This is a genomic window from Bacteroides faecis MAJ27 (genome assembly GCF_900106755.1).
Classification (GTDB): Bacteria; Bacteroidota; Bacteroidia; order Bacteroidales; family Bacteroidaceae; genus Bacteroides; species Bacteroides faecis.
The window spans coordinates 279,857-298,970 of the sequence record NZ_FNNN01000001.1; the positions used below are offsets into that span (position 1 = coordinate 279,857).

At 43.7% G+C, this 19,114-nt stretch carries 8 protein-coding genes, 1 tRNA gene and 1 pseudogene; 6 read left to right on the forward strand and 4 right to left on the reverse strand.

Annotated elements, in window-relative coordinates; genetic code table 11:
• Positions 1–20: 20 nt before the first annotated feature.
• The 3 genes and pseudogenes from BLW31_RS25195 to BLW31_RS00825 all read right to left on the reverse strand — a co-directional run.
• Positions 21–3,209 (reverse strand): annotated as a pseudogene (locus BLW31_RS25195) (MG2 domain-containing protein); the annotation flags it as partial.
• Positions 3,210–3,880: 671 nt separating this feature from the next.
• A complete protein-coding gene (locus BLW31_RS00820) occupies positions 3,881–5,338 on the reverse strand; it encodes an aminoacyl-histidine dipeptidase (RefSeq protein ID WP_010536636.1) in 1,458 nt (485 codons plus the stop codon).
• 25 nt (positions 5,339–5,363) lie between these two features.
• Complete coding sequence (locus BLW31_RS00825) at positions 5,364–6,350, reverse strand: lysylphosphatidylglycerol synthase transmembrane domain-containing protein (protein ID WP_010536635.1); 987 nt, start codon at positions 6,348–6,350, stop codon at positions 5,364–5,366.
• Positions 6,351–6,420: 70 nt separating this feature from the next.
• Between BLW31_RS00825 and rsmA the strand changes: the two genes are divergently transcribed.
• The 6 genes from rsmA to BLW31_RS00855 all read left to right on the forward strand — a co-directional run bounded on the left by rsmA (position 6,421) and on the right by BLW31_RS00855 (position 18,623).
• Positions 6,421–7,224 (forward strand): 16S rRNA (adenine(1518)-N(6)/adenine(1519)-N(6))-dimethyltransferase RsmA, encoded by an 804-nt coding sequence (gene rsmA, locus BLW31_RS00830; protein ID WP_010536634.1) that lies wholly within the window; start codon positions 6,421–6,423, stop codon positions 7,222–7,224.
• A gap of 57 nt (positions 7,225–7,281) precedes the next feature.
• A complete protein-coding gene (gene mgtE, locus BLW31_RS00835) occupies positions 7,282–8,622 on the forward strand; it encodes a magnesium transporter (RefSeq protein WP_010536633.1) in 1,341 nt (446 codons plus the stop codon).
• 85 nt (positions 8,623–8,707) lie between these two features.
• Positions 8,708–10,585: a DUF349 domain-containing protein gene (locus BLW31_RS00840; RefSeq protein WP_010536632.1), complete on the forward strand. Its 1,878-nt coding sequence runs from the start codon at positions 8,708–8,710 to the stop codon at positions 10,583–10,585.
• 1,687 nt (positions 10,586–12,272) lie between these two features.
• The gene (locus tag BLW31_RS00845) at positions 12,273–13,616 is read left to right on the forward strand and encodes a BT_3987 domain-containing protein (protein WP_010536631.1); all 1,344 of its coding nucleotides are present in this window, start codon (positions 12,273–12,275) and stop codon (positions 13,614–13,616) included.
• A 39-nt stretch (positions 13,617–13,655) separates the two neighbouring features.
• Positions 13,656–16,757 (forward strand): SusC/RagA family TonB-linked outer membrane protein, encoded by a 3,102-nt coding sequence (locus tag BLW31_RS00850; protein WP_010536630.1) that lies wholly within the window; start codon positions 13,656–13,658, stop codon positions 16,755–16,757.
• 24 nt (positions 16,758–16,781) lie between these two features.
• Entirely contained in the window at positions 16,782–18,623 is a 1,842-nt protein-coding gene (locus BLW31_RS00855; RefSeq protein WP_010536629.1) for a RagB/SusD family nutrient uptake outer membrane protein, read from the forward strand.
• Positions 18,624–18,825: 202 nt separating this feature from the next.
• Here BLW31_RS00855 and BLW31_RS00860 read toward each other — a convergent pair.
• A tRNA-Gln gene (locus tag BLW31_RS00860) sits at positions 18,826–18,896 on the reverse strand.
• Positions 18,897–19,114 lie beyond the last annotated feature (218 nt).

Here is a 19,114-nt window from a genome sequence, read left to right on the forward strand (position 1 = left end):
TGCTCAATGGATAGTTGCGTCACAAAATGATCATACTCCATTGCCGGCACCTTGAGATATTTTTGATTCCACCAGTAATTGAACGAATTATTGCCGAAATATCCACTCATCCAATTGGAATAAGGGATGAGCTGATTATAATAAATACTGAAATTCTGCTTTCTATTCCATATCTTATCCAACGAAGCGTCGTACATAGTCGCTAACATTTCTGCCTCGGCAGCCTGTCCTTGCGGTGTCTTAATCGTCAGCTTCCATTCCTCTTTTTGTCCGGGACGCAGTTTATCACGAAATACTTCCCACTTCATTGTCAACGTCTTGTCCGGCAGGCGTTTCTTCAATCGGACCTGTTCCTGATATACCTGTCCGTCCCTTACCATGCAGAAGTTGACAAAGACACCTTCTCCATAACTTTCCTTATACGGATATTTAAAGTGTACAATCGTATCGGACAAGTTCATGACTTTACTTTCCAGCAGTTCATTTCCGGAAAATACATTCATCATCACATAAGCCTCTTTCTTCGAAGTCCCGAAGCAGAACATTGCCGGATGCTCAGCATCAAATTCCGTATTTGCCTCATAGAACCACACAGTCGTTTCAATCGGCGGACGCTGATCCTTCGAAGAGAAAAGAATCGTATTCGCATCAGCTGTCACTTCCTTGCCTTGTGTATCTTTCACCGTTGCTTTCAATACATAAGGTCCGGAAGGAAGATTTCCCCAATGAATCGTCATTTCTTCGTTAGAAGTGAACGTTCCTGTTGCCACCGGCTTCTCATCCAGTTTCTTGAAATCCGCATCTTGGGCTTTGTACAAATTGAACGTACCCGTCACTTCGACAGGCTGACCATTCAGATTCTGTACCTTAAATACGGTATGAAACGGCTTATCTTTACAAGTCTTATCAGCTAACTCGGTCTGCAAAACCAACGAACGGTTACCTGCTGCAATCACATCTGTAGAAGACTGCGTTTCACCCGCCACATTGGTTGCAGTAGCTTCTATCGAATAACGGTAGTATACTCTGGCATCATTCTTATAAGCATCATTTTCTTCCAGACGGACCGGTATCGTAAATTCCCCGTTCTCATTGGCAGTCACCTCACCGGAAGCGATCTGTGTGCTTTCCGCAAACCGCCACAAACTAAAGACAGAACGCTTCACGGTATATTTCACGGGAAGATCCTGCAATAAAACACCGCTATAAGACTGTATCTTACCTTTTACCTCTACCTGATCTCCCAGTTGATAACTTCCTGTCTGTTTCTCAAAAGTGATATCGAATGTCGGGCGTTTATAATCTTCCACGCGAATACTTGTCCTGCCATTTCCGGCCTTCAACGAGAACATCCCATTCAAGCAGGCCGAAGGCAATGCAAAATCTGTGGCAAACGAACCGAATTCATTGGTACGTACCTTTTTCTGTCCGACTTCCTGATCGTTCGCATCTGTCAATATCACAGTATATTCTTTGTTCGGAAGCACATTCGCCGTATCCGATTTTTGTGCATAAGCAATTCCTTTCACATACACAGTCTGTCCGGGACGATACAAAGAACGGTCTGTCAACAGGGTCATTTGTTCCGAAACCTTATTTTCATCTCCATAATATCCATAGCTTCCGCCATAGATACCTTGAAACGGCATAGCAATATCCGCACCTTTGGTAGCTTTCAAATATCTGTATTCTGATTTCCAAGGGAATACCACTTTTCCATCTGCTCCTGCCGTGAATTCCTGCAATACTTTTTCATCATTTGTATAAAGAGTTATCTTTGCATTCGGAACAGGATGGCCCGTTTGTCCGTCCAGTGTCACTACCTCATACTGATTTCCCGGCAAACGACAAGTCAATGCCTTGAGACGCGTGACATTAAATTTACTTTCACCGTCTCTCTTTGCACGAATATCCGGAACAATACGCATTACATATTCTCCAACTTCCGGTGCCTTGAATGTAAATACTGTATCCTGTGTCCGGTAATCTTTCGGACGGAGAACTGCAAAATGCTGCTCCTTTGTCATTTTCTTAGCCTGATAGAGCCGAAGCGTAAATCCGTCCAGATTCTTGTGCGAAGCCCTTATCTCTATTTCCTCACCGGGAAAAGCCGTAGCAGCCGCAGTCACATTCAGAGAAGGTGCCAGGATATCTTCGCGAAGGTTCTTCAATGCATTGATTCTGCGGTAACCGGGATACAAACGGATCGCCTCGTCACAAAGTTGCAAAGCAACAGTTTCCTGTTCTTTCCCAATCGCATTATTAGCCTGAGCCAAATACACTTCAGCACAAAGATCTAACGACTTATACTCGGTTTTCAATGCATCCAGCCCTGTTTCATAAGGATCGAATGTCATATAAGTACCGCCTTTCTTCACTCTAAAAGGCTCACGAAAACTCTTCGAGGTGCCATGCTTCCAATTCAAATAATTCAGACTTGTCAGCAAACACCCTTCCTTATCCCCCTTGGCTTTATAAGAAGTGAGCATCTGATCATATATACGTTCAATATCCTGTTTCACCAACGATTCTTTTTCAGAAGAAGTTTCCTCCGAATAGGCCTCTATCGGAGTCGTACGATCCAGCCCCTGTATCCGCTGCAATGCTTCAATGCTGCGGGAAGCCAGTAAATGATACATATCATGATGATAGTATTCACTTGTTTCGCCCAACTCTACAAAAGGAATATAAGTACGTGAAGAAGTATTGAGCAATAACACAGAATCTGCCATTGCTTCTTTGACATTCGTCCTGACTTTCTCTACAAACATATTGGCTGTCCATTCTCTCATATCTGCCGAGGGAGCTTCGCCTGCAATTTCCGTCCGCTGCCGGAGTTGCCATTGGTTATTAGCGGCATAATCTGCATACATTCCTGCGATCAATGAATGCAATATAGCCCGGTCCATCGGTTTGTCAGCTTGCTTAGCCCATTGTTCCAACTCCTGCAGGCTTGTATAAAGGCTGTCAGGAGTCAGCATATCCCGATACTTCATCCGCCACATATACGCTTTCAACATTTGCGGAGAGTTCTTTTCCATCTCTCCTTTCTGATAGATCTCGCCTGTCAGCTTTATCACTGTTTGAGGCAGGCTTTTCTTTTCCGCCTGCTCCACCTCTTTCCACAATTTGTCGAACGTCTGTGCCTGCATCGCCGGAATCACTCCCAACCATAACAGCACCAGCATACACATCTGCTTTATTTTCATAATTTATCCAGTTTAAGTTTGATATATCTCTCTGTATAAATAACAAAGTAAAGAAATAAAGTTTAAAGATTTGTACTTTTTAGCTTAAAAAACACTTTTACAGAGAAGTAAGCAGTAGTAAGAGAAGATAAAAAAAGTGGGGATAACGTTTTCAATCACGCATCCCCACTTAAGCTTAGTTAATGTACTGAATCTCATTTTTCAATTCTGTACCCCCATGAAAGCATTTCGTTGCGACCTACTTCACTGAGGATTTTTCTAATGAATGAACTCATTTTCTTTGCCATAATCTTTAAACTTTTAAAATTACTAATACCTGAAAACTAAAAAATCAAGCTTTTTCCTTGGGGAGTATGCCAAGTGTTGAATATCCCCAAACATGTACATCGGCACTGCCGATCTTTCTAAACAATCTTTCTAACTTTTTCATTTTGTTATCCTCCTATTTACATGTTTTACAACACAAAAATACGACCTTTGTTTATACGTTATACCTAAAAAAGCCAGAATTTTATGTTTTACAGCATATTAATTGATTTGCATCAATTAATTTATTTGTTACGAGACAGAATTGTAATATCAATGGCAGCAACTATGACAAAAAGGCACGAAAGATTATCTTTCATGCCTTTTACTATATGACGCCTATTTATATAATAGGAAAAGAATACTTATTTCATCGGAGTCTGTGCTAAAGTAGCTACCAGAAAATCGTAGAACTTCTGTACAGTAGGAATCAGTGCTCTTTCGTCCGGTGAATGCGGTGAACGTAACGTCGGACCAAACGAAATCATATCCAGCCCCGGAATAATAGCACCGATAATACCACATTCCAATCCCGCATGGATTACCTTCACAGCAGGTTCTACACCAAACTGCTGTTTATAGGATTCCTTCATCGCATGCAAAATCGGTGAGTCAACATTCGGCTGCCATCCGGAATAACCTCCGGTCATTTCTACCTTCATACCTGCCATTGAGAAGCAGGATTCAAGACTGGTAGTCAGATATTCTTTCATGCTATCACTGGAGCTACGAGCCAGAATCTTAATCGCTGCCTTACCTCCGCCAATCGTAATGATAGCCAGATTGGAGGATGTTTCTACCGTGTCGGGAACGGTCGGGATCATACGAGTCACGCCATTCTGACAAGCAAAGATAGCATCAATCAGATTATCCTGAATCTCTTCGGGCACTTCACCGGCAGGAAGTTCTACACGCTCTGCCGTAAAACTGATCGGAGTTTCAATCGCAGCATATTCTTCATTGAACAGGTCTTCGCAATATTTCACCAGTCCCAGCAGTTCTTCTTCGTTTTCAGCAGGAATGGCAAGTACGGCACATGCTTCACGAGGAATAGCGTTGCGCATATTACCCCCGTCCCAGCTTACCAAGCGAGCTTCATAGCTGGCAACCGCTTCACGTACGAAACGAACCAGCAGTTTATTGGCATTGGCACGTCCCTCATTGATTTCCAATCCGGAGTGTCCGCCGCGTAAGCCTTTCAGAGTGACTTTAACAGCGATATCGCCTTCTTCGGGAGCTACTTCTTTATATTCCAGCGTAGCAGTCACATCCATACCTCCGGCACAACCGATATACAGTTCACCTTCATCCTCTGAGTCAAGGTTCAGCAGGATTTCTCCGTTTACCGTACCCGGTTTTAAGCCGAATGCACCGTACATTCCGGTTTCTTCATCTTTGGTGATCAGTGCTTCCAGAGGACCATGTTTCAAATCATTCGCTTCCAGCACAGCCATGATAGCAGCTACCCCAAGTCCGTTATCTGCACCCAAAGTAGTGCCTCTGGCTTTCACCCAGTCGCCATCTATATAAGTTTCGATAGGATCTTTTTCAAAATCATGAACCGTATCATTGTTCTTCTGAGGAACCATATCCATGTGTGCCTGAAGAATTACACCTTTCCGGTTTTCCATGCCCGGAGTTGCCGGCTTACGGATAATCACATTACCCGCTCCGTCTACAAAAGATTCCAATCCCAAACCTTTTCCGAAGTTCATCAGGAAGTCAGTCACTTTCTCCATGTGTCCGGACGGACGGGGAATCTGAGTCAACGAATAAAAATGCTTCCACACATTCTGTGGAGCTAAAGAAAGAATAGTACTCATAACAAATCTATTTTTTATTAAGTGATTACTTTCGCTGTCTATTGGTAAACGACAAAGCCGCCAAACCATATACACCCAACAAAACTACCAAAAAAGTTTGAATACCGTGCACAATTAGAGCAAATATTCCGGCATCCGTTACATTTACTCCGTAAAGCATCATCATGGAGATGATGGCAAAATGCCACGGTCCCGCCCCGTTAGGAGTTGGCACAATGACAGCAAACGTGCCACCTACAAACATTACTAAGGCCGCCATTACCCCCAGATGAGCCGTAAAAGCGAAGCAATAGAACGTAAAATAGAAATGAAAAAAATAACAAGCCCAGATGGCTAATGTATAAAAGATGAACAAAGGAATATTACGTACACCTCTCAAAGACATGATCCCTTCCCAAATATTCAGAACAAAGCCTTTCACCTGTTCATAGAAAAACAGCGTCTTCCGTAAATAATAAAGGAGGACCGCTACCCCGATAAAGCAAAATAGGACGATATAGAACCATACTGAAGTCAGAAGGTGTATCAAAGAAGGTATTTTGGTACCTGTGTTTTCCAGGAAAGTGACAAAGATCGGCATTTGCAGCAGCACAGTCACACCGGTAATCAGAAGAATGGTCAGTGTATCTACCAGTCGTTCCGTCACCACTGTCCCCAGCGACTTGGCAAACGAGACATTATCGTACTTCGCCAATACACCGCAACGACTCACCTCCCCTATCCGGGGAACAATCAGACTGGCAGCATACGAAACAAAAATGGCATTCACGCAGTCACTTCTCTTGGGAAAAGCATCCAACGGTTCCAGCGTCTGCCGCCACCGCCATCCGCGGAACACCTGGGCAAGCACTCCAAACAAGAGAGAGAAGAGCATCCACCACCAGTTCGTGCCATGCCGCAATACCTCGCCGGCTTCGGCGAAATCAAAGTCGCGATAAACCCAATATAGAATAAAGCCGCCTAAAACGATCGGTAATATCAGTTTCAGCGTCTTTTTTAGTAGTTTCTTCATCCTTAATTCTTCATTCTTCATTTAAAAGAATTACCTTTGTCGGCTGCAAAAGTAATTATTTAGTTGGTAAATGAAATTAGTAAAGCCTAAAAAGTTTCTCGGACAGCACTTTCTGAAAGATTTGAAAGTAGCGCAGGATATTGCCGATACAGTCGACACCTTTCCCGAATTGCCGATATTGGAGGTAGGACCGGGCATGGGGGTATTGACACAGTTTCTGGTAAAAAAGGACCGGTTGGTAAAAGTCGTTGAAGTGGACTACGAATCGGTTGCCTATCTCCGCGAAGCCTATCCGTCACTGGAAGATCACATTATCGAAGACGATTTTCTGAAAATGAATCTTCACCGGTTGTTCGACGGAAAGCCTTTCGTTCTGACCGGTAATTACCCATACAACATCTCCAGCCAGATATTTTTCAAGATGCTGGAAAACAAAGACATCATCCCCTGCTGTACCGGAATGATCCAGAAGGAAGTAGCCGAACGTATCGCTGCCGGACCGGGCAGTAAAACCTACGGCATCCTGAGTGTACTGATACAGGCATGGTATAAAGTAGAATATCTCTTTACCGTCAGCGAACATGTTTTCAACCCGCCTCCCAAAGTTAAAAGCGCCGTCATCCGGATGACACGCAATGACACGCAAAATCTGGGATGCGACGAAAAGCTGTTCAAACAAGTAGTGAAGACCACCTTCAACCAACGGCGTAAAACATTGCGCAACTCTATCAAACCGATTTTAGGCAAAGACTGCCCGCTGACAGAGGACGCCTTATTCAACAAACGCCCGGAACAGCTATCGGTAGAAGAATTCATCAGCCTGACGAATCAGGTAGAGGAAGCACTGAAAGCAGCCAACACTTCCGGCAACTGACAGTCTGTGAGAGGAACCTGTATGTAATTTGTAAAACGTTTAATCGCAAACAAAAAGATGAACGAGGAATACATTGACAACGTAAAACACCTTATCGAGCAGAAGGATGCCGATAAGGTAAAAGAACTTCTTGTCGACCTTCACCCCGCCGACATCGCTGAACTGTGTGATGACCTGAACCCGGAAGAAGCCCGGTTTATCTATCGCCTGCTCAACAATGAAACCGCAGCCGACGTACTTGTCGAAATGGATGAGGACGTTCGTAAGGAATTCCTCGAAATGATCCCTTCGGAAACGATTGCCAAGCGCTTTGTGGACTACATGGATACGGATGACGCCGTAGACCTGATGCGTGACCTCGACGAAGACAAACAGGAAGAAATTCTTTCGCACATCGAAGACATCGAACAGGCAGGCGACATTGTAGACCTGTTGAAATATGACGAAAACACCGCCGGTGGTCTGATGGGCACCGAAATGGTAGTCGTAAACGAAAACTGGAGTATGCCCGAATGTCTGAAGGAAATGCGCCAGCAAGCCGAAGAACTGGATGAGATATATTATGTATATGTCATCGATGACGATGAACGTCTAAGGGGAATTTTCCCGCTCAAGAAGATGATCACCTCCCCTTCTGTATCCAAAGTGAAACATGTGATGCAGAAAGACCCGATTTCGGTACACGTAGACACTTCCATCGACGAAGTGGCACAAACCATTGAAAAGTATGACCTTGTTGCCATCCCTGTAGTAGACAGTATCGGCAGACTGATAGGACAGATCACTGTCGACGACGTCATGGACGAAGTTCGTGAACAGTCGGAACGCGATTACCAGTTGGCATCCGGTCTTTCGCAGGACGTAGAAACCGATGACAACGTACTGAGACAAACCACAGCCCGGCTACCGTGGCTACTGATCGGTATGATCGGAGGAATCGGAAACTCCATGATATTGGGAAACTTCGACGCCACTTTCGCCGCCCATCCCGAAATGGCATTATACATTCCGCTGATCGGTGGTACGGGAGGAAACGTCGGAACACAATCTTCCGCCATCATCGTACAAGGACTTGCCAACAGTTCGCTGGACGCAAAAAACACATTCAAGCAAGTAACCAAGGAAGCGGTAGTAGCTTTAATCAATGCTACCATTATTTCCCTGCTGGTATATACCTACAACTTTATCCGGTTCGGCGCGACGGCTACGGTCACTTATTCCGTATCCATCAGCCTGTTTGCCGTAGTAATGTTCGCCTCTATCTTCGGTACCCTCGTTCCGATGACGCTGGAGAAACTAAAGATAGACCCTGCCATCGCGACAGGTCCGTTTATAGCCATCACAAATGACATAATCGGCATGATGTTGTACATGGGAATTACGGTTTTATTATCCTAAAAACACGATAATCAAAAAAAAATAAGCAAAAGAGTATGAAGTAATCGTTTTATTTCATTATTTTGTGACCCAAAACTAATATACAATGATGGACGCTCATGACACTAATCTTCCCTTGAACCAAGGGGAGTTAGAAGAAGAAAAGAAAACAGTTGAGGTTTCTGAAGCCATTACAGAGACTCCGGCTGAAGAAGGTACCGAAAAAGTTACTGAAGAAGTTACTGCCGAAGTTCAGACTGAAGCAGCACCTAAACCTGCCACAAAGGAAGACGTACTGAACCGATTGAAAGAGCTTGCGCAAGACTCGGAAAATGCGAACAAGCAGGAAATTGACAACCTAAAACAATCATTCTACAAGTTGCACAACGCCGAAGTGGAGGCTGCCAAGAAGCAGTTTATCGACAATGGAGGCGTTGCTGAAGACTTCACTCCGAAGGATGACCCCACAGAAGAGGAATTCAAACGCCTGATGGGATCTATCAAAGAGAAAAGAAGCCGGCTGGTTGCCGAACAGGAACGTCAGAAAGAAGAAAATCTGCAAGTCAAGCTTTCCATTATCGAAGAACTTAAAGAATTGGTAGAATCGGGTGATGATGCCAATAAATCTTATACAGAGTTCAAAAAGCTGCAACAGCAATGGAACGAGACCAAACTGGTTCCTCAGGGCAAGGTGAATGAACTTTGGAAGAATTACCAACTGTACGTAGAGAAATTCTACGATCTGCTGAAACTGAACAACGAATTCCGTGAATACGATTTCAAGAAGAATCTGGAAATAAAGACTCATCTTTGTGAAGCTGCCGAAAAGCTTGCCGACGAAGAAGATGTAGTTTCCGCTTTCCACCAGCTTCAGAAGTTACATCAGGAATTCCGTGATACGGGTCCGGTAGCTAAAGAATTGCGTGACGAAATCTGGAACCGCTTCAAAGCTGCTTCTACGGCTGTCAACCGCCGTCACCAGCAACATTTCGAAGCTCTGAAAGAATCGGAACAGCACAATCTGGATCAAAAGACTGTCATTTGCGAAATTGTAGAAGCAATCGAGTACGATGAACTGAAAACATTCTCAGCCTGGGAAAACAAGACACAGGAAGTGATTGCTCTGCAAAACAAATGGAAGACCATCGGATTCGCTCCTCAAAAGATGAACGTGAAGATATTCGAACGTTTCCGCCACGCCTGCGATGATTTCTTCAAAAAGAAAGGAGAATTCTTCAAAGCGCTCAAAGAAGGAATGAACGAAAATCTGGAAAAGAAGAAAGCACTTTGCGAAAAGGCAGAAGCTCTGAAAGACAGCACCGACTGGAAAGCAACCGCCGATGCGCTGACTAAGTTGCAGAAAGAATGGAAAACCATCGGTCCGGTAGCCAAGAAATATTCGGATGCCGTATGGAAACGCTTCATCACCGCCTGCGATTATTTCTTCGATCAGAAGAATAAGGCCACTTCTTCACAACGCTCTGTAGAAGTAGAGAACATGGAGAAGAAAAAAGCATTGATTGAGAAATTAGCTTCCATCGACGAAAATATGGATACGGATGAAGCCGGTACTTTGGTACGCGACTTGATGAAAGAATGGAATTCCATCGGTCATGTCCCGTTCAAGGAAAAAGATAAATTGTACAAGCAATATCATGGCTTGATCGACCAACTGTTCGACCGATTCAACATCAGTGCGTCAAACAAGAAGTTGAGTAATTTCCGCTCGAATATCAGCAATATTCAAGGAGGCGGCTCACAATCTCTGTATAGAGAAAGAGAAAAACTGGTACGTATTTATGAGAATATGAAGAATGAACTTCAGACTTATGAGAATAATCTGGGATTCCTTACTTCTTCTTCCAAAAAAGGTAGCAGCTTGCTGACAGAACTGAACCGCAAGGTAGATAAGCTGAAAGCTGATCTCGAATTGGTATTACAGAAAATTAAAGTAATCGACGAGTCATTGAAAGCAGAAGAATAATCTTCTCTTAAAATAAGAAGTTATTCATAATTCACTTATATAAAGCCAACTAAGTCATCCCGGTTTAGTTGGCTCTTTTATTTTCCCCGCTTCTCTTATATAGAAAGCCATTCCTATTCCGGGGTCAGTCAAAAAAACAGGTTTGAGCTCTATACTGTACAGAAAAGAATATATTTAGGCACGGATTACACGGATGAACACGGTTGTTTTACGTAATTAATCATAGCACTAAAACCGTGAAATCCGTGTAATCCGTGCCTAATCCTTAATTTATAATTTAATTCATTTCCGTACGGAAAGAAACAAACTGAAAACAACCGGAGCTTTGGATTGATCCCCTATTCCATATAGAGAAATCAACAGGACCGAGTCACTTCTACATAAGAGTTTTTCGGGCATTCTATTGTCATCTGTCAGCTTTTAGTGTTTAAACTGCTATAAAATAGCCGTTTATCTCATGACAATAAGACCTGATAATAAGGCTGACAATAGAAAACAGGCATTTTATTGTCAGCCCATTGCCCAAAGATAAATCCTGCGATTTAAATATTCTCTCCTTCTCTTTGCGTTTTGGAGCACTCACTTTGCTCATGACAACTAATCAAGGTAGTTGTGCCATACCAGTAAAACAGTTGTGCCAACGTAGTGACACAACCGTGCCAACACGGTGGCACAACTGTGCCAAGCCTTTGGCACAACCATTTCCAATAGAAGAAACAACAGTTCCAAGCGAGGAAACAACAATTCCATAAACACGAAACAACAGCTTTCCACAGATGAGCAAGCAAAACATCCATCCTGTCATTTATCCCCCCTCAAGGTTTACGAGAATAAGAGAAATCATTGATGCATCCTATCAGAATTGAAAAAAGAGGCTGACAATAAAACCCTATTTTTCTATTGTCAGCCTTATTATCAGGTCTTATTGTCATGAGATAAACGGCTATTTTATAGCGGTTTAAATGCTAAAAGCTGACAGATGACAATAGAATCTACTTAATTTTCTAATGTATATATCTCCCAATAGTAATAGAATTGAAATTCATCTTCGTATAGAGAAAGGGATAATCCAGACAATAGTCCACCAAATAACCTGATATTCAAAGCCATAGATAAGAACTGAATACAATCAAGATTCAGATATGAAATACTTCAACTAAGTTCTGGTAGAACTTAGCACATTAAACAGTCAATTTATCCGTCCACTTTCACATGAATGTATCCAGTTCGACCAATAGACTCACTATTTTTTAAATTAAAAACCAACAATTCGGTTGCAAATATAGTAATTAGTTCGAAAAAGCCATGCAATTCATCGATATTATTTCAAAATTAAATTATAATCAAGTTTCTTATTTATTCCCACGACATCAAATAATGGGTAGAAACAGAGTGTACATATAACAAAAGAAAGCTTCAAAAACAAAAGCTATACATTCTATTTATCAACATAATAAGCTTTTCATTTCCCTATATTTCATCATATTTAAGTTCTACCAGAACTAAGACAAAGGATTTATTATTTTTTTGACTTTAAATCAGCACAGTTCAGCACACAAAAAAAAATGTTTTAACTTCAAATTTCAATGCCTATGAGAAAGAGATAAGTATTTCAATTCCAAGAGTACCCACAGGTACTTCTATTCGTTTTTACCCTTTTTACCTTTAATAAAACTAATATTAATTTATGAAAAAATGCTTTGAATTAACACCATGTCTGCTGGCATTCTTATGCATTACCAGCTGTGTAGAAGATGTTGATAACGAACGCTCCAAAGGAATGTTCTCAGCATCACAAAGTGGATTCACCACCATTGAAGTTTATGATTTAGGCCCCCTCAACAAGATCGATTTATCCATTGCCAAGGCAGGATTGGAGGATGCCGGAGGAACAGTCACTTTTTCGGTAGAACAATCTTTGTTAGATTCTCTGAACAATGCAGACGGAACTGCCTATCAACTGCTACCTTCCGAATGCTATACGATTGAAAACGCAACTTATGACGTAACCTCCGGCGGAGACAGGCGCGTAACAGGAGGCAGCCTGGTCTACGATCCTCACAAAATCTACAACCTTTGCGGTTTCGATGAGCTTAAATATGTGCTTCCATTACAGGTATCTTCTACAGGAACTCCCATGAATTCGGACCGGACAGCAGTGCTCTATGGATTCATAGTTAAAGAAGCCATTGTCAGACTCGCATCTACCGGAGGAGACTTCGTCGTAGAAGGAGGAGCAACTACTTCACCTATGAATCTGAACACAGAAATAAGTTTTGAGAATGAATGGGACCTGACTACCACATTTGCCGCCAAAGGAGCGGACTATGTAGATCATTACAATTCAGCAAATTCGACCTATTATATACCATTGCCCTCCGACTTTTACACTCTTCCTGACGTCACCATCGCCAAGGGGAAAGCAACGGGAGGCTCCGTCATCAGCCTGCTGGGTGAAACACTTCCCCCCGGAAATTATCTTCTTCCGGTTTCACTCAGCGGACTCAGCGGACAAGGAGATGCCAGCATCAACATAGACAAGCAAACGGTAGCCAACTATTTTGTAATCAAACAAGGTAGTCCCATCAACAGAGATCACTGGACAGTTACCGCCAACACGGAGGAAAAGACAGGAGAAACCTCAGCTGCTTACCCTCACAACGGTCAGACGGTGTCGTTGATTGACGGAGAAGTTAACACTTTCTGGCATAGCCAATGGCAGGGAGGCGAAGTAGCACCACCGTATGAAATCATACTCGACATGGGTAAAGAGAACAGTGTCAGCCAATTAGGACTCATTGCCAGACAAAACGCACTGACCTCAATGAATCTTGAAATTTATGCAGGAAATGACGGCGAAACATGGAACCTAATTGGAAAATACTTTTTTGACGGCAGTATAAAAACAGAGCAAATGGTCCCTGTAAAAGCATGCGACGCACGCTGGCTCCGGATCTACATTCCAAGTCTGGGCAGCGGTTCATCCGTAGGACACCTGGCAGAACTATATGTATACGGCACGGACAAGTAACCTTAATTATTTTCTAATTCTTACTTAAAAGAAACATTTATGAATAAGATATTAAAAGTAACGTGTTTCATCCTGTTTGCCTTATTGGCAGGAATAAACACAATTTATGCACAAGGACAAAGTCCGACAGGGCTTGTAGTCGATGAAAACGGACAGCCGATGATCGGGGTGCAGATAAAAATCGAAGGAACCACGGTCGGCGCCATCACCGATGTAGACGGTAACTTCACCATCAAAGCCACAAAAGGCAATATACTTATTTTCTCTTATGTGGGCTACGAACAACAAAAAATCACTTATAAGGGAGAAAAGGTACTGGCAATCAAGATGCTTCCAAGTACGGAAATGCTGGAAGATGTGGTTGTCATCGGTTACGGCAAACAAAAGAAGAACAGTGTAGTCAGTTCTATCAACGCTATCGGACCCAAAGAACTGTCGGTTTCTTCCAGCCGTAATATGACTAATAATTTGGCAGGACAGGTGCCGGGACTGATCGCAGTACAGCGTTCCGGTGAACCGGGATACGACAACGCCGACTTTTGGATTCGCGGACAGAGTTCTTTCAAAGGAGGTACGAATCCGCTTGTATTGGTCGATGGTGTTCCCCGGCAAATGCAGGATATCGAAGCAGATGAAATCGAATCTTTTACTTTGCTGAAAGATGCTGCCGCCACAGCCGTATACGGAGCCGAAGGTGCAAACGGAGTCATCCTGATCACTTCCAAACGAGGAAATTCGCAGAAACCCAAAATCTCGTTCCGTGCCGAAGGTACGATTCTGGAACCGACACGCCTGCCGACATTCATGAACTCCGTAGAGACTTTGAACCTGTACAACGAAGCATTGAACAACGAGGGGACCGCCAGCATCCGTACAGACGAGGAGATTGCCAAATATGGTCCCGGAGCCGACCGTGATCTATATCCGGATACCGACTGGCTGGGTACGATGCTGAGAAACCATACTTATAATATGCGGTATACCCTGAATGTAAGAGGAGGAACTGAACGCGCCCGTTATTTCGTATCCGGCGCCTTCTATCAGGAAAATGGTATATTCAAGGATTTCGGTAATGATTATGACAACAACATCGGACTGAAACGCTACAATTTGCGCAGCAACATCGACTTTGACGCAACTAAAACGACAACTGTAAAAGTAGACCTCAGCGGACAATACCTGCAGACCAACTATCCGGGCACAGGAACCAGCACTATTTTTACTACCATGTGCCGTACTCCGTCTTATATCATGCCGGCTGTGTATTCCGACGGTACCATCGCCGGACATCCCCGCCCATCCGGCAACCGCTCCAACCCGTACAACCTGCTTGTTAATTCGGGATATGCCAAAGAGTGGAGAACTTCTATCCAGTCGAAAGTGGAGATAGACCAGAAACTGGACTTCCTGACCAAAGGCTTAACATGGAAAGGACTGATCAGCTTTGACGCAGACATGTCGTACATCGCCAAACGTACCAAAACACCGACACAATATCTGGCAACGGGGCGCGATGAAAATGGAAGTCTGCTATATAAGACTGTAGTAGAGGGCAGCGATGTATTATCGGAAAATCTGAGCAACAGTTCAAGCAAACGAATTTATTTCGAAACGGCTATCAACTACAACCGTACTTTTGCCGAAAAACATGACGTAGGCGCTATGTTCCTGTATATGCAGAAAGAAACACAATACCACAACAATGCCCTGCCCTATAGAAAACAAGGGTTGGTAGGCCGTGTGACTTATGGATATGACGGACGCTATTTCATAGAAGGAAACTTCGGTTACACCGGTTCCGAAACCTTCGCAAAAGGCTATCGTTTCGGTTTTTTCCCTGCAATGGGTCTGGCATGGTACATCAGCAACGAGCACTATTACCCAGACGTATTAAAAAAGGTAGTAAACAAACTGAAATTAAGATTCTCTGTCGGTCGTACCGGCAATGACGATACAGGCGGTAACCGGTTCTTATATCGTGGAACCATGAAGCAGGATAACAGCGGCTACAATCTCGGATTCAGCAACAGTGGCGCAATGGGTGGAGTAGGCAACGGAATCACCGAAGCCCAGTTCGAATCACCCTTCCTCTCGTGGGAAATCGAAGACAAACGAAACTTCGGTATCGATTTAGGCTTGTTCGACAACCGCATCGACCTGCAAGTAGACTATTTCAACAACCAACGCAAGGCGATTCTGCTGCAACGTAATACAGTTTCTAACGTAACAGGATTCCAGCAGATGCCGTGGCAAAACTTCGGTATTGTTAAAAACCAGGGTGTGGACGCAAGTCTGAATCTTAATTATAAGGTAGGGGAAGTAAATCTGAGCGCACGCGGCAACTTCACATTTGCGCGCAACGAAATTCGCGAATACGACCAAGTACCGCAAGTCTATCCGTGGCTTGAAAAGAAAGGCACACGCCTCAACTCATGGAAACTGTACATCGCCGACGGACTTTATACGGCTGACGACTTTAACATCACAGGGGAAGGTCTGAACCGCCAGTACGAACTGAAGCCGGGAGTCGTATCCGGTTTGTCGAGCGGAGTCCGCCCGGGTGATATCAAATACAAAGACCTGAACGGAGACGGCAAAATCGACAGCAACGACCAGATGGAGGATGTAGGAAATCCTTCGGTACCGGAAATTGTCTACGGCTTCGGACTCAACGCCGAATGGAGAGGATTCTATGCAGGTATCTTCTTCCAGGGTTCCGGAAATACATCAACTGTATTAGGAGCCAGTTCCAACGGAGCATTCTTCCCTTTCCAATGGGGAGTAGAAGAATCTGCCGTACGCTCCGAAGTGGCTAACAGATGGACAGAACAGAACCCAAGCCAAAATGTAATGTTCCCCCGCATGCATTCTAACAATTTCGACAATAACACAGTTGCCAGCACATGGTGGTTGCGTGATGCCAGCTTCCTGCGCCTGAAAAACGTCGAAATCGGATACAATTTCAAGGAGAAGACACTGAAGAAGATCGGCATACAGGCCTTGCGCGTTTATCTGCAAGGAAACAACCTCTGTGTATGGGACGATATCAAGATGTGGGACCCGGAACTTGGAAACACCAACGGCGGTTTCTCATATCCTCTAAGCCGTACTTTCACATTCGGTCTCGACTTTACTTTCTAATAATCTATATAACACATTATATATATGAAGACATTGAAGAAATTATCAATCATACTGGCCGCAGGACTAAGCACGATCTTCTTTTCAGGTTGCAGCGACTATCTGGACGTATCGGATGACCTGGCGGCAGAACTGAGCATGGAAGAAGTATTCAACAACACCGGTTATGCCCGACGCTTCCACCGTTACATATACTCCGGAATTCCGGATGTGTCAAACATCATCATTACCAGTTCTTACGCAGCCCTGACCGGGCTCGACAATCCCTGGCCTGCTGTTTCCGACGAATTGAAAAGCGCGCAAAACAACGTTAAGACAATTCCCGTAGTAGGTTATCATGCCGGTTCGGCTGATTTATCCCGATGGAGCCTGTACAAACAAATCCGTCAAGCAAACGAATTCCTAGCATACTCGCATACCATCCCCCAGCAAGGTGATGTAACGGATTACATTGACGAAGCCGAACTGGCACGATTGAAAAATGAGGCCCGTTTCCTACGTGCCTACTACCACTATCTGCTATTCGAATTGTACGGACCCATTCCCATTATGACGGAAATATCAGACCCGTCGGCAAGTGATCTGGACTACTACCGGAACTCAGTGGATGAAGTAGTAGCGTTCATCGATTCCGAATTAAATGAATGCTACAATGAACTGCCGGAGAAAGAAGTGAATGACGACGGCACTCCTAACGAGAACCGAAGCGCAGCACCTACCAAAGGAGCAGCATTGGCCATTTTGGCTAAACTTCACGTTTACGCCGCAAGTCCCTTGCTGAACGGAGGCTATTCCGAAGCAGTCGCCCTGAGAGATAATCAGGACAAACAACTGTTCCCGGCAAAAGACGACGGAAAATGGCAGACTGCCTTAAACGCCTTACAACGCTTTATCGATTATGCAAAAACTCACTATTATTTGTATAAAGAAAAAGATAAAGACGGCGAACTGAATCCGGAAGAATCTTTGTACCAACTCTTCCAGGTGAGTCTGAACAACCCGGAAGCTATCTGGCAAACCAGCAAGAATTCATGGGGAGATGTTGGCGGAGAAGGAAGAGAACGCAGGTGTACCCCACGTGCGATTTATAGCGGATTTGGCTGTGTAGGTGTTTTACAAGAAGCCATAGACGACTTCCTGATGAGTGATGGCAAAAGCATTCACGAATCCGATCTTTATACCGAAGAAGGCATTGGTGAAGACGGTATCCCCAACATGTACAAGAATCGTGAACCACGCTTCTATCAGGATATCACCTATTCCGGCAAAACATGGCAGAAAACAACCAAACAGATTTATTTCTACAAAGGTAGCGGAGACGACAACTCCAAAGCGGATATGAGCTATTCCGGCTATCTGCTTTATAAGGGAATGAACCGTGACCTTTTAAATCAAGGCAGCAATGCCAAGTCAAAGTTCAGAGCAGGCATGCTGTTCCGTCTGGCCGATTTCTATTTGCTGTATGCCGAAGCATTGAACCATGTAAATCCTGCGGACGAACGTATCATCGCACACATTGACAGCGTCCGTTATCGGGCAGGTATTCCTCTGCTGAAAGATATCAAACCGGAAATAAAGGGAAACCAGACATTGCAGGAAGAAGCTATCCGCAAGGAACGCCGCATTGAGCTGTTTGCCGAAGGACAACGCTACTTTGACGTACGCCGCTGGATGTGTGCCGACGAAGAAGGATACAAACAAGGTGGGCCGGTACATGGAATGAACATGAATGCTGATAACCTGGAAGGGTTCATGGAGCGTACCCCATTCGAAACCCGCATCTTCGAAAGACGTATGTACCTCTATCCTATCCCGCTAAATGAGATTCAAAAATCAAGTAAACTTGTTCAAAATCCGGGATGGTAACCCCCTACGTCATAACACAGACACAATAGGTATCTCATCATAGATGCAAACAAACATCACCTGAACGGTGCAAACGTAAAAAAGAGTTTTCCATTGATTTTGGAAAACTCTTTTTTTACGTCCATCTTCAGAGAGAACAACAAAAAACCTGCTAAAACTTTCATTTTAGCAGGTTTCTAACTGATCATTGTTGTTGATTCTGTTGGGCTACCTGGATTCGAACCAGGAATGACAGGACCAGAATCTGTAGTGTTACCATTACACCATAGCCCAATGATTTTCGTTTGCGGGTGCAAAGATACAAATAAATTGGGAATTGCAAACAATTCTGCTATTTTTTTTGCAAAAAAGCTCATTTTGTCCCTCCGAATAAAAGCATCTCCCCTAAAAAACACAAAAATTAAGTCATAACTTTCTTGTATCCAATAAATCACCGTATATTTGTCAAAAATATCACGTTTATAATCAGAAACAAAGGGGAATCCTTTTTT

Bases quoted from the DNA above. Each gene is read 5' to 3' on its own strand.
- BLW31_RS00855 (WP_010536629.1), top strand. From the start codon at position 16,782: ATGAAGACATTGAAGAAATTATCAATCATACTGGCCGCAGGACTAAGC.
- BLW31_RS00845 (WP_010536631.1), top strand. From the start codon at position 12,273: ATGAAAAAATGCTTTGAATTAACACCATGTCTGCTGGCATTCTTATGC.
- BLW31_RS00820 (WP_010536636.1), bottom strand. From the start codon at position 5,338: ATGAGTACTATTCTTTCTTTAGCTCCACAGAATGTGTGGAAGCATTTT.
- BLW31_RS00850 (WP_010536630.1), top strand. From the start codon at position 13,656: ATGAATAAGATATTAAAAGTAACGTGTTTCATCCTGTTTGCCTTATTG.
- mgtE (WP_010536633.1), top strand. From the start codon at position 7,282: ATGAACGAGGAATACATTGACAACGTAAAACACCTTATCGAGCAGAAG.
- BLW31_RS00840 (WP_010536632.1), top strand. From the start codon at position 8,708: ATGATGGACGCTCATGACACTAATCTTCCCTTGAACCAAGGGGAGTTA.
- rsmA (WP_010536634.1), top strand. From the start codon at position 6,421: ATGAAATTAGTAAAGCCTAAAAAGTTTCTCGGACAGCACTTTCTGAAA.
- BLW31_RS00825 (WP_010536635.1), bottom strand. From the start codon at position 6,350: ATGAAGAAACTACTAAAAAAGACGCTGAAACTGATATTACCGATCGTT.